This window comes from Paramagnetospirillum sp., assembly GCF_058402745.1.
The window spans coordinates 201,600-214,178 of the sequence record NZ_JBZVFI010000017.1 but is presented as its reverse complement, the minus strand read 5'-3'; the positions used below and the strand labels follow the sequence as shown (position 1 = coordinate 214,178).

8 protein-coding genes are annotated in these 12,579 nt (G+C 58.9%); 3 read left to right on the top strand and 5 right to left on the bottom strand.

The window, feature by feature from the left end:
* Positions 1-54: 54 nt before the first annotated feature.
* The 3 genes from ACV4UZ_RS15275 to ACV4UZ_RS15265 all read left to right on the top strand — a co-directional run bounded on the left by ACV4UZ_RS15275 (position 55) and on the right by ACV4UZ_RS15265 (position 2,620).
* Entirely contained in the window at positions 55-648 is a 594-nt protein-coding gene (locus tag ACV4UZ_RS15275) for a hypothetical protein (RefSeq protein WP_491601647.1), read from the top strand.
* Between the two features lie 244 nt (positions 649-892).
* On the top strand, positions 893-1,195 hold the full coding sequence (rpmB, locus tag ACV4UZ_RS15270) for a 50S ribosomal protein L28 (protein ID WP_085374257.1): 303 nt from the start codon (positions 893-895) through the stop codon (positions 1,193-1,195).
* A 432-nt stretch (positions 1,196-1,627) separates the two neighbouring features.
* Positions 1,628-2,620, top strand: coding sequence for an IS481 family transposase (locus ACV4UZ_RS15265; RefSeq protein WP_491599989.1), 993 nt, complete (start codon positions 1,628-1,630; stop codon positions 2,618-2,620).
* Positions 2,621-2,790: 170 nt separating this feature from the next.
* Here ACV4UZ_RS15265 and ACV4UZ_RS15260 read toward each other — a convergent pair whose 3' ends face one another.
* The 5 genes from ACV4UZ_RS15260 to ACV4UZ_RS15240 all read right to left on the bottom strand — a co-directional run bounded on the left by ACV4UZ_RS15260 (position 2,791) and on the right by ACV4UZ_RS15240 (position 12,559).
* On the bottom strand, positions 2,791-3,576 hold the full coding sequence (locus ACV4UZ_RS15260) for a DUF3800 domain-containing protein (protein ID WP_491601646.1): 786 nt from the start codon (positions 3,574-3,576) through the stop codon (positions 2,791-2,793).
* Between the two features lie 640 nt (positions 3,577-4,216).
* Positions 4,217-5,356, bottom strand: a complete 1,140-nt coding sequence (locus ACV4UZ_RS15255; protein ID WP_491601645.1) for a response regulator — start codon at positions 5,354-5,356, stop codon at positions 4,217-4,219.
* Entirely contained in the window at positions 5,353-5,763 is a 411-nt protein-coding gene (locus ACV4UZ_RS15250; protein ID WP_491601644.1) for a response regulator, read from the bottom strand. The genes ACV4UZ_RS15255 and ACV4UZ_RS15250 overlap by 4 nt, the downstream gene beginning before the upstream one ends.
* A complete protein-coding gene (locus ACV4UZ_RS15245; protein ID WP_491601643.1) occupies positions 5,760-10,802 on the bottom strand; it encodes a response regulator in 5,043 nt (1,680 codons plus the stop codon). Before ACV4UZ_RS15245 ends, ACV4UZ_RS15250 begins: the two co-directional genes overlap by 4 nt.
* Positions 10,803-10,834: 32 nt before the next feature.
* A complete protein-coding gene (locus ACV4UZ_RS15240; RefSeq protein ID WP_491601642.1) occupies positions 10,835-12,559 on the bottom strand; it encodes an MCP four helix bundle domain-containing protein in 1,725 nt (574 codons plus the stop codon).
* Between the last annotated feature and the right edge of the window lie 20 nt (positions 12,560-12,579).

Here is a 12,579-nt window from a genome sequence, read left to right as displayed (position 1 = left end):
TACCGCACCGATATTGATCCCGCACGTTTCGCACGCTCAAGGGGAGCCATTCCGATGATCGCTCGGCATTTCCGCCTGGTGGTGGCCGTTGTCGCCGCCCTGACCGCCAGCGCCTGCCAGAACGCCAAGCCGCCCATGCAGAAGCTGCCCGAGATCAGCTTCGCCAACCTGCGGCCCTTCCAGCTGGACGTGGGACAGCTGGAAATCGTCTCGGAATTCGTCGCGCCCGGCCGCTCGCCCCATATCGAACATCTGATGCCGGTGTCGCCCGAGGGCGCCATCCAGCGCTGGGCCCAGGACCGCCTGAAGCCGGTGGGCCGCAGCGGCTCGGCCCGCGTGGTGATCCGGGACGCCAAGGTGGTCGAGGTGCCGCTGGCCATCGACAAGGGATTCTCCGGCGCCTTCAAGAAGGAGCAGGAGGTGCGCTACGACGCCGCCCTCAACGTGGCGGTGCAGATTCTCGACGCGCGCGGCATGGTCCAGGGCGAGACCGTGGCCCAGGCCACCCGCTCCAAGACCGTGGCCGAGGGCATCACGCTCAACGAGCGCGACCGGGTGCTCTACGACATCAGCGAAAGCCTGGCGAAGGATATCGATCAGCAGATGGCCCAGCTGATTCAAAGCTATCTCGGCCGTTGGGTGAGGTAGAGCCCATAAGTGGAAGGGACCCATCCCGTTTCGGGATGGGCTAGGCGCAAGGCGCCGCGCGGCTTATGCCGCGGAAGCCCAGGGCGCCCGCGCCCGCCCGGCGCCTGAGGGCGATATATGCGACGGAATCGGATTCCGCGCTTGACGGGCGGCTTCGGTCACCGTAAAAACGCGGCTTCCTCCGGTATGCCCCGGCCAACGGGCGCTCTTCCGGGACCGAATTTTTGGATATGAGGATTTCGCTATGGCTCGTCGCTGCGCCATCACCGGCAAGGGCGTTCTGACCGGAAACAACGTCAGCCACGCCAACAACAAGACCCGTCGTCGGTTCCTGCCCAACCTGCAGGAGGCCTCGCTGCTGTCCGACGCCCTGGGTCATGCCGTGCGCCTGCGCATCTCGACCAACGGTCTGAAGACCATCGAACACAACGGCGGCATCGACTCCTACCTGCTGTCCATCGCCACCACCAAGCTCAGCGCCGAGGCCCGCCGCCTGAAGAAGCGCATCGAGCGCGCCCTGGCGACCAAGCAGGCCGCCGCCGCTTAAGGCTTCGAAGGTCAAGCATTGCAAAAGGGTCCGTGGGCAGCCACGGGCCCTTTTGGTGTTTGAGGCGGCGGGCATCAAATATGAAACGCGCCGTCATGCCGGGAACGGCGAAGCATCCTTCAAGCGCCTGCGGACGTCGCTCGGGCTGAAAGAGCGCCGGGGGCGTGGCGTAGCAGCTGCGTCGCCGTCCGGCCCGCAGGAGGGGGGAGGGCGGCCTTCTCGGTCCGGCGCCAGGCGCCCCCCGTCTTCAGCCCCGGAATGCCGCTCCTTCGCCGATCTCCACATGGGTCGAAATGAAAAGGCCGCCTCAAGGGCGGCCTTTTCATTTCGATGGCGGAGGGAAGTGGGCTGCGGGCCAACCTTCTCTCGTTTTAGATGTTTAGTCCCGGCATTTGATGGTGCATTCTTGTCCACGGAGTGGAAGGAGGCACTATGGGCCAGGTTCTACACGGCAGCGCCACGACGACAGAGGCAGTCCGTCGAGCAATACAAGATAGTCAAGAGAGCCTGAGGGCCCTTGCCAAGCGTTACGGGATCAACCCCAAAACGGTTGCCAAGTGGAAGAAGCGCCGATCCGTCAGCGATCTGCCGACGGGGCCGAAGGAAGCCAAATCCACGGTGCTGAGCATCGAGGAGGAGGCCATCATCGTGGCCTTCCGCCGCCATACCTTGTTGCCGTTGGACGATTGCCTGTACGCCTTACAGGCGACGATCCCGCACCTGACCCGCTCTGCTTTGCATCGTTGCTTGCAGCGCCACGGCATCAGCCGTCTGCCGGAGACTGAGGGTGACAAACCGGCCAAGAAGAAGTTCAAGGCCTATCCCATCGGCTATTTCCACATCGACATTGCCGAGGTGCGGACCGCCGAAGGCAAGCTTTACCTGTTTGTCGCCATAGACCGCACCAGCAAGTTCGCGTTTATCCAGTTGCATGAGAAGGCGACGACACGTATCTCCGCTGACTTCCTGCGGGCCTTGATCCAGGCGGTGCCCTACACGATCCACACCGTGTTGACCGATAACGGCACCCACTTCACGACCCCAGGAAACAAGGCCTCGGCAGCATCTGACATCAAGCTGGCGATGCAACGGGGCGAGCGGTTCCGCGCCCATGCTTTCGAGTTTGCCTGCGCCCAGAACGACATCGACCATCGCCTGACCAAGCCCAAGCATCCTTGGACCAACGGGCAGGTCGAGCGCATGAACCGCACCATCAAGGAAGCGACCGTGAAGCGGTTCTTCTACGACAACCACGCTCAGCTTCGCGCCCACCTCGATGACTTTGTGTTGGCCTACAACTTCGCCAAGCGCCTCAAGACCCTCAAGGGCCTCACACCATACGAATACATCTGCAAAATCTGGACAACAGAGCCAAAGCGATTCAAGCTTGACCCGATCCATCAAATGCCGGGACTAAACATCTAAATCAATGCGTTATGCCGCCTGGAATTCGGGTATTGAATGCACTGTCACCGTACTCCCATTTTCCGGCTTGCCCGTGTAGGCTGAGAGAGGGTAAGATCACCTCATGGACTGGGGATTCTCGGTCGGCATGCGGCCCTGGCGAGCGATTGTCGGGGCCGCTTGTTTTCCGGTTATGGGAACACCTTCAGCCCCCAGCCATCCACCCGGCCATACCGTTGGACAAGCTTGGCCTTCAGCACATCGACGGCCCGGTTCTGCTGGTTGGGTTTCTGCACCGACATCCCCACGGGACGGGCCATCAGATCCGCGATCTGCAAACCCGGTGCATTGGCCTTCTTGTCAGAAAAGATCAGATCGAACTGCAACTTCTGGCTCTTGTAATTGCCGCCGTCGCAAATCCGGCGGAACTCCAGTTCCAGTTCGTCATCCTCGTTCTTGCCCCGGCATTCCACGACCACATGAACGGTCGGGGTCTTGCCCTCCTGCCAAGCCTGCTGCTGATGCAGGAAGGCCGCCACCCGCTCAAGGCCATATTTCAATGCGAGGTGATAGGGGTTCTCGGGCGTGACGTATCGCCCCTTCAGCACGTCCTTACGGACCACCACCGCCGCCAAATGTACGGGCAAGGCCGAGATAATATCAGTCAACTCGCCCAGGAAGGCCGCCTTTCTCTCCCTCGATTTCAGGAAGGAGAACGCTCCGAGATCACGGCGAATTTCCCGCTCATGCAGGATGATCTGGTCGTGCCCGAAATGGCGAAATTTGAAATTTTGCACTGCCGGGCACAAAACGGTGCAGTAGTCAGTCTTTTTGACGATCAGGAAGGCCAGCACCAGTAGCGGAAAATGCGGATCGATCTCCTTCAGCGTCGGGCCACCACTTTCATCGACGAAGACGATGTAATCAGAAAATTCCGGTTGCCCCTGTTTGGCATTTTCTTGATCGCCACCACCCATCAAACGACTCCGCAGTCCAATTCTATCCGGGTTTACTGCCCCTGGCCGCAGCGGAGGCACAACCTCCATTATCTGTTGCGGACAGCAGAAATCAATCCACCGCGTGCGGGGTCAGACCGCTTCCAGTCCCTTTTCCACTTCACCGATCCGCAACTTACTCGACATGAGGCGGGGCAGAAGGGCGCGCGGAGTTCACCTACGACTACGGTGACGACTACGGTGACAGTCCACTCAATACCCACCCGACAAAACCCGTACCTTCATCGGATTCGCAGTCAACAGCCAGCGGAGAATAGCGAAGGGAAGAGAAAGTGATGCTGGCCGCGAAATCGCTCTCCGGTGCCCTGCCCGGTCAACAGCCATGCCACATAAACGGCGCAGGCAGCCTGAACTTCAGGCACCCACCAGAACATGGAGAACTGGATTCGCAAGGTAAGTGGCGGAGCGCTGGGGGTTGGTGGCGAACCTTCTCTCACTGAAATTCAATGAGATACCGAGTTGTCAATGGCCGATGGCGAGGAGCCTCGACAATGCGATAGGCTCGAAGCTTCAAATTGTCTGATCAGATCGGATTTGACAGCAGCCTGAGCTTCGAAACCGTAACCCACTATGCCCGGAGACGCGCGGGAAGGGGAGCCGGTTAACCACCAGCCTGTTCGAGATACTCGCGTTTCTGCTCCATATCCCTGTCAGTGTCGGAGAACTGATCTGCGATGGTCATGAAGGCGTCTGCCAGAACCAGGAAGGCATCGACGATGTCGGGATCAAAATGGCTGCCCGCACCATCTCGAATGATCGCCACGGCGCGGTCGTGCGGCATTCCATCCTTATATACTCGCCGACTGATTAGGGCGTCGTAGACATCAGCCACCGCCATCAGACGAGCCGAGATCGGTATGTCGTCACCAGAGAGGCCCTGCGGATAGCCACTGCCATCCCACTTTTCCTGGTGGGAAAATGCGATCTCCTTAGCCATCGATAGAAACTCGACGGGAGTACCCAGAGATTGCTCGGCATGTTCGATAGCATCGCGGCCCAACGTGGTGTGGGTCTTCATGATCTCGAATTCGGCGGGCTCGAAGCGACCGGGCTTTAACAGGATACGGTCGGGAATGCCGACCTTGCCGATATCATGCAACGGCGCCGACTTGAACAGCATGTCGATGGTGGAAGCGTCAAGATAAGAGGAAAAACGCGGCTGATCTTTCAGCTTTTCGGCCAGGGCACGGACATAATGCTGGGTGCGGCGGATATGGTTGCCTGTATCGGAATCGCGGGTTTCGGCCAGGGATGCCATGGCCAGGATGGTAACGTCCTGAATGGCCATAACCTCGCGGGTGCGCCGGCCGACCTCGGCCTCCAGATAATCGGCCTTGTCGCGCAGAAAGTCGGCGCTAGCCTTCAGCTTCAAGTGGGTCTCTACACGAGCCAGAACGACAGGCGGGCTGATCGGCTTGGTGATGTAATCGACGGCGCCAACCTTCAGGCCCAATTCCTCGTCCTCGGTTTCGGCCTTGGCGGTCAGGAAGATCACCGGAATATCGCGGGTGGCTCGATCAGCCTTCAGGCGGCGACAGACCTCGTATCCGTCCATCTCGGGCATCATGATGTCGAGCAAGATCAGATCAGGGGGGGAGTCCGAAGCAGCGATCAACAGCGCCTTGGTTCCCGCATTGGCGATCTTGACACGGTAGAGGTCTTTGAGCAGGGCGCTCATCAACTTCAAGTTATCGGGCGTGTCATCAACGACAAGGACAATCGGGCGGCGGTCTTCGCTCATGGCAGGGTCACTTTCATCGCACGTTCGAGAGCTTTCTTGACGGCGGCAATGGACACCGGCTTGACCAGATAGCCCGCGACCTTGTGCCCCTTGGCGGTCATCACCGCCTCTTCTCCCGAATCCGAGGTCAGCATGACCACTGGGATAGCGGCTACTTCAGGAATTGGCGCGGAATGGACCTTGGTGACATAGACGAAGCCGTCTTCGCCCGGCATGTGAATATCGCATAACACCAAACTGGGGCGCATCCGGAGCGTCTCGGCCAAGCCAGTCTTTACGTCACCGGCGTCGTAAAGATTCGACGGCGGAATGCCGATCTGCATCAGGATTTGCCGAATGGTCAGCCGGATGAACGGCTCGTCGTCGATCAGAAGCACCTTGATACGTCGTAAGTCTGCGTCATTCATGCGTCACCTTCGTGGTCGATAATCGACGCCAAAGCGTCTTTCAATTCGGTCAATGTAGCGGGCAGCAATGGCACCAGCATGGCAACCGCTTCGTTATTGCCCCCCTTGGCCGAAGTCTCGATATCAGCAGCCAGTCGACCCAACCGCACGGCCCCGGCAGTGTTGGCGGTGCCCTTAAGCCCATGGGCGATTTCACGCAGGGCCAACAGATCGGTCTCGTTCCCAATGCGACTCACCTTGGCGGCAGCGTCGTCCAAAAAGGCAGACAGCAACGGCTGAATGCGCGCCATATCCCATTTATAGATCGGCCCCATGCGGTCAAAGTCGAACACGTCGGGATCGATCTCGGGCAAATTGGGGCACTCAGCCGGACTGGTTTTCCCCGGCAGCAGCTCTATCGCCTTGTCAAAGTCGAATCCGCTCACCAACTTGGCGAAGCGGTTGGTTTTAGCCCCCAGAAGCTTGCGAAGGGACGCCATGTTGGCGTCGACGAGTTCCTCGGCCTCGGGATCGTTGTCGGCCAGCAAGCTGCGCAGGCGCGCGACGAGTTCCTTGTGGTCGTCCGGTTCCGGTCCTGGCTTGGCTATCACCGGACCTGCATTCTGAGCAACAACCGGGGCATGCCATTTCAGCAAGGTGGCGAACATCGAGTCCGGGTTGATGGGCTTGGCGATATGATCGTTCATGCCCGCTTCTAGACAGCGATCCTTATCCATCTGCATGGCATTGGCGGTCATGGCGATGATGGGTAATTTTACGAGGCCCAGCTTGCGGATCTCACGAGCAGCGGTGACACCGTCCATGATCGGCATTTGCATATCCATCAAGATAAGGTCGTAAGCTCCTGTCTTGACCTTATCCACCGCGATCTGGCCATTCTCGGCGATTTCGACGATAAGCCCCGCATCACTGAGGATTTCGCTGGCTACTTCCTGATTAAGCTCGTTGTCCTCAACCAACAACACCCTGATGCCATTCAGCTTGTCCAGGCTGGGGCCGCAGGTCTCGGAACCATCGTCACTCTCGCCGCGGCGCTCATCGGACGCGAACACCCGCATGATGCTGTCGAACAGGGCTGCTTGGCTGACCGGTTTGATCAGGACTTCGCCGATGTCGGCTGCCTGCGCGCCCTTGATCACTTCTTCTCGGCCATAGGCAGTGACCATGATGAGGCGCGGCGGAAAGGGTAGACGTATCGAATGAATTGCGTCTGCCACCGCCAAGCCATCCATCTCTGGCATTTGCCAGTCCAGAAGAACCACCTCGTAAGGATCGCTCAGCACGGCTTCACGGATCATGTCGATGGCCTTGCGCCCGGAATCGACGGCATCGACCTCGAATGACATCGAGGTCAGCATGTCGACCAACACGGCGCGGGCATTCTCGTTGTCATCGACCACCAGCATGCGACGCCCCTGCAACTCGGTCTCGGGCAACATCGGGGCACGCGGCTTGCCCTTGCCCAGGCGGGCCGTGAACCAGAAGGTAGAGCCCTCTCCAGAGACACTGTCGACTCCGACCGTTCCCCCCATCAGGTCGGCTAGCTTCTTGGAGATGGCCAGCCCCAGACCGGTACCGCCAAATTTGCGAGTGGTTGAGGTATCAGCCTGCTGGAAGCTCTGAAACAGGCGCCCCTTTTGCTCCTCGGTCAGACCAATGCCGGTATCCTTGACTTCGAAACGCAGCATGACGTCGGAACCGAGATCTTCCATCAGGCGCACAGCCACGGTGATCTCGCCCTCTTCGGTAAATTTCACCGCGTTATTGGCGTAGTTGATCAACACCTGACCCAGCCTTAGGGAATCTCCCATCAAGTCGAGAGGGACGCCCGAGCCTATATCGAATAGGAGTTCCAACCCCTTGGCGGTCGCCTTATCGGAAATGAGGTTGCCGACATTCTCCAATACCTTGTCCAGTTGGACCTCGGAAGCCTCCACCTCCAGCTTGCCAGCCTCGATCTTAGAGAAATCCAGAATGTCGTTGATGATCCCCAGGAGATGCTGCCCCGATTGCTGGATCTTTTTCACGTAGTCGCGCTGACGCGGCGTCATCTCGGTCTTGAGGGCCAGATGGCTCATCCCGATGATGGCGTTCATAGGGGTGCGGATTTCATGGCTCATATTGGCCAGGAAATCGCTCTTGGTCCTTGCGGCATCTTCGGCGGCGTCCTTGGCGCGGGCCAGAGCCTCGGCCGCCGCCCGTGCCTCGGTCACGTCCTCCAACATCCAGACCGCGCCGCGGGACAGGTCCGAGGGATCGATGGCACTGCCGCTGATTCGGCACCAAAAACGCGAGCCATCCTTGCGAACGTATTCCTGTTCGCGTTGGTGAACCTCGCCTCGAGACAGGGCATGGTAAGAATACCCCACGTCTGCGAAAGCCGCGTCGTCGGCAAACCAGATACGGGTGGACTGGCCGACCATCTCACCAGGCTCATAGCCGAATAGTCGATCAAGCTGCGGATTGCCGCGCATGATGATCCGGTTCTTGAGGAAAGCGATACCTACCGTGGCGGCTTCGAATATGGCCTGCTGCTCTGCCCCAGCGAAGCGAACGGCATCCTCGGCTTTCTGACGTTCCGTAATGTCATAGGCCCAGGTGACCAGATAGCGTCCATCGGCAAATTCGGTAAGAGCCGATGCCAGGAGAACCGTGATCGGCGTGCCGTCTGCGCGCACGAATTGAGCTTGGTAGTCGCGCACGAACCCATCGCGGCGCAGGGTCTCGATGAAATCCTGGCGATCCGATGAATTGAGCCAGAATGCGGTGGCACTCCGTTGAGCCAGTTCTTCCGGCGTGGTCCCCAGCATTTCCGCAAGCCGCTGATTGGAGAAGATGGAACGTCCGTCTTCCGTGTTGATCGACACGCCCGACGGGCTGTTTTCCAGGATATGGCGTAACCGCTCACCGCTGTCTTGCATCTCGCGTTCGAGGCGCTTGCGCTCCGTGATGTCCTCGACGATCCAGATGGAGGAACGTTCGAGCCCTTCAAGCTGGACGGCCTTTGCGGAGATCATCGCCGTGAAGATGGCGTGGTCGCCCCGGACAAGATCCCATTCGAGATGGATGCCCTCGCCCGCAGCCAACCGAGACCCGACTTGCACGCCAAATTCGTGATAACTATCCGCCGAAGAAAAGAAAGATGCTGCCTCCAGTCCCTTTAGGCCCTCCACCGTGTAGCCGAGCAATTCGGCCATGACCGGGTTGGCCCGCTGGACCCGCCCCGAGGCGGTGTACATGATTCCCATGGGTGCATTTTCAAAGATCGCGTCCTGCTCGGAGAGCAGCGACTGAATCCTTTCCTGTTGGACCGTCAGTTCACGCGCCTGTTCCTGGGTGGACATCAGCAATTGCTGGGTTCGCTCGTTGCGTGCCAGGATTTCCATGCGCATGGATAGCACCGGCAGAACGGCATCGATGACCTCTCGGTCGCGGCCATCGATCGGCCGTAGCGCGGCAATCTCGATGACGCCCAGGCATTGGGCACCGCTGAGAACAGGCAGCAGCAGTACGGCCTGAGCCGGGGCCGACATCAGTCCGGTTTGAATGCGCAGATAGTCTACCGGCGGGTTGGCGATAACAATCTCACGCCGCTCCATGGCGCATTCGCCGATCAGCCCCTCACCCAAGGCGATGCGCTGTCGTGAGACGACATCTCCCTGCCGAGCATACCCACCGCAGCACACAAGGGCGTCATCCTCTCCATCACGCCGGAAATAGCTGGCAAAACCGATATCGAGAACCGTCGACAGATTGGAGAACAATGCACGGGAGAGCCCTTCGAAATCTTCGGCTCCTTGCAAATCGGTACTGATCTGCGCCACTCGGCCGGAGACATAAGTTTCCTTCGCCCGCTCCCTCACGACGGACGTCAGCTGGGTGAGAGCCTCGACGACCTCACCGATTTCGTCACGATGACGGGCAGCGGGCAAATCGATCCGGTCTTCCCCCTTGGACAGCTGTCCCAGCGCCTTTTGAACCTGCGACAGCGGACGAGACATCCGCAGGACAATCAACAGGAAGCAGGCCAGTATCGAAGCGGCCACAATGATGGTTAGCACCAGATTGGTGCGCAGCGCCCAACGGCTTTCATGGTCAATTTCGGCTATTTGGGCTGAAATCGCCTTCAGCGCGGTGGCACGCACCCCGAGAATCACGTTCATCTGCGGTACGTAGATCTTGGCGAAATCAGCCGCACTCATTCCGTATTCGCCACCGCTCATGCCTACGTCACGAATACGGCGCACCAACGGCAGCCCTCCGCCGATGAAGTCGGAATCGATAGCCGCCAGGGCAATCTTGAGATCCTGGGGAGAGCCGGTTTTGTCGAAGGCAAGCCGCAACTGATAATCCAGGGCCTGAATCGTCCCCAGTAAACGCTCTACTCGGGCAAGCTCATCGCCGGTCATCGGTCTCCGGACAACGAAGGGGGCCGTGAAGACCGAACCAAGCTGGCCGGCATGGTCTCGCATTTCCGTGGCCAGCCGGGCGATGGTGACAAAATTGATCAGCGACGGGTCAGCCTGAGCCAGGTTGTTCTCGATGGCGTTCAGCCCAGGCGCCAGCATTGGAATCACATCGATCATGGCGTTCACCGCCGTCATGACCTCCGCGTCCTTGCGATCCGAGCGCGGGTGAGAAGCAAGGTCATCGATCTGACGCCGTGCCGTTGCCAATTGGCGATCGGAAACGTCAATGGACCGGACAACAGCCTCTTGGTTACGCAGAGGATGCCCATTGCTCAGAGCCGCCTTGATCTCCTGCAATGCCTTGTCGGTTCCGGCACGGGCCAGCCGCAGCGCCTCGATCCGCTCTGCCGGCAAGGGCAGGTCGCTGCCTAAAACGCCGTTGGCCGGGCCGCGTTCCGCCGAAATCCGCGATGCCGCGTCAAGACCGAGCACCATAAGCCTTTCAGCCGTCATGCCAGACTGGACACTCGCCTGCTTGTCCACTTGCGGAGCGATGACTCGCCCAATGAGCACGACATTGGCCAGAACCACCAACCCCATGCCAAGACTGACGACCGTTGATACGCGCATTCGCTTATGCCTTCCGGTATCGCAATAATAACTTACGAGTCCTGGAGCGCCCTTATGGAAATGCTGACACATCTACCGCGGCCACCTCGCGGTGGGAGTGCGCTGGAAAAAAGAACGATGGGAAACGAGGTGCCGTCCTTATTCCGCGCCGTCACCTCTTGGCTACCACTCATCTCATGGAATCCAGGCACCAATTTCTCAATCTCCCCGCCGATCAGCTCGCCAGATGAATATCCAAACAGAGTTTCCGCATGTGGGTTGACAAGTAGAACTCTGCCTTCCGAATCGGTGACCAGCATACCGTCTGGCGCTGTTTCGATGATGCTGCGGAACCAATTTTCGGTTTCAAGCAGCTCAGCTTGCTGGGCTTCCATTTCCACCTGCTGCTCCTCAAGTTGGGCAGCCTGCTTTTCCATTCGCTCAGCCTGTTCCTGGGTAGCGATCAGCAGTTCCTTGGTTCGTAGGTTACGGTCGAGAATCTCCATGCTCGTGGAGAGCGTTGGCAACAATGCCTCCAGAACCGCCTGTTCTCGCGGATTGAACTGTTGGAAAGAAGCCAATTCCAAAACGCCGAGAACGCGATCGTTGTGAATGATCGGCAGCACGATGATGCTGGCGGGAGGCCCCTCGCCCAGACCGGAATTGATACGAATATAATCCTTTGGCGCCGTCAGTACGATGGTCGCCTTTTCCAGGACGCATTGTCCGACCAGACCCTCGCCCACCATGAAACTGTTGTTCAGATGCTTGCGTTCACGATAGCCGTAACTGGACAGAAGGTTATATCGGCCCTCCGTATCGGCGACGTAGAACGCCCCATGTCCGGCTCCGACTACTGGTGCGACTTTGGAAACCGTGACCTGGGTTAGGGCGCCGAAATCCTCGGCCTGCTGCAGGGCCGCGCCGATGTCCGACACATGCGACTTGACCCAATGCTGCTCATTGGCCTTGCGATAGATATCCTGTAGCACGCTGATGGCGCGGGCCATGATTCCGATTTCGTTGGGATAGTTGGTATGGGGAATTGAGGTATCCACATTGCCCGCCGCCAGATCCTCCACCGAACCGCGCAAGCGGTCATTGGGACGCTGGATGCTGGCGCCGACGAAAAAACCAAGCAAGACAGCGGTAAAAGTTCCCCCCAGCAACAACAACATCGCCATGCGCTGGGTCCCCGCCACCTGCGTCCGCACCTGTTCAAGGGTTTCCTTGCTGCCAAGCTCCTTGACCTTTGTAAGCTTGTCGAGTTCGTCGTCCGCCTGATTGACGACTGCGGCGAATTCCGCGCTGGTGATGAATTTTGCGGCGACAGAGGGGTTGAGGCTTTCCCGCTCGATCAGCCTCATGGCATGCTCGACATTCTCGTTGAATTTAGCGAAATCACGCTGGAACTGCTCGTAACGTTCCACCGCCTCTGTGCGAAACAGGCGCTTACGCGCCTCAGCCATCTCGTCGCGGAGCGTACTCCGGGCCTGATCGACTTGCGCCCTAGCACGGTCCCGCGACTGAGCATCCTGGGCAATCATCATGTGCCGCAGGGCACGCCCCATATAGATCAGATTGACATTGGCTTCCTTGATATGCGAGAGCCCCAGCAAGTCCGTCTCATACATCTTTTCCATTTCCGCATGCATATGGGAAAGATTGGATTGGGCATGCAGGCCGATCACTACCGCGACCAGGATTCCGGTGGAAAAGCCGATGACCAGCTTGGTTGTGAGCTTGAGTCGCTCGACGAAATTCAAGAGTGCATTCATGGGTGTCCTCTCCTGGAATT

Bases quoted from the DNA above. Each gene is read 5' to 3' on its own strand.
- ACV4UZ_RS15275 (WP_491601647.1), top strand. From the start codon at position 55: ATGATCGCTCGGCATTTCCGCCTGGTGGTGGCCGTTGTCGCCGCCCTG.
- rpmB (WP_085374257.1), top strand. From the start codon at position 893: ATGGCTCGTCGCTGCGCCATCACCGGCAAGGGCGTTCTGACCGGAAAC.
- ACV4UZ_RS15265 (WP_491599989.1), top strand. From the start codon at position 1,628: ATGGGCCAGGTTCTACACGGCAGCGCCACGACGACAGAGGCAGTCCGT.
- ACV4UZ_RS15260 (WP_491601646.1), bottom strand. From the start codon at position 3,576: ATGGGTGGTGGCGATCAAGAAAATGCCAAACAGGGGCAACCGGAATTT.
- ACV4UZ_RS15255 (WP_491601645.1), bottom strand. From the start codon at position 5,356: ATGAGCGAAGACCGCCGCCCGATTGTCCTTGTCGTTGATGACACGCCC.
- ACV4UZ_RS15250 (WP_491601644.1), bottom strand. From the start codon at position 5,763: ATGAATGACGCAGACTTACGACGTATCAAGGTGCTTCTGATCGACGAC.
- ACV4UZ_RS15245 (WP_491601643.1), bottom strand. From the start codon at position 10,802: ATGCGCGTATCAACGGTCGTCAGTCTTGGCATGGGGTTGGTGGTTCTG.
- ACV4UZ_RS15240 (WP_491601642.1), bottom strand. From the start codon at position 12,559: ATGAATGCACTCTTGAATTTCGTCGAGCGACTCAAGCTCACAACCAAG.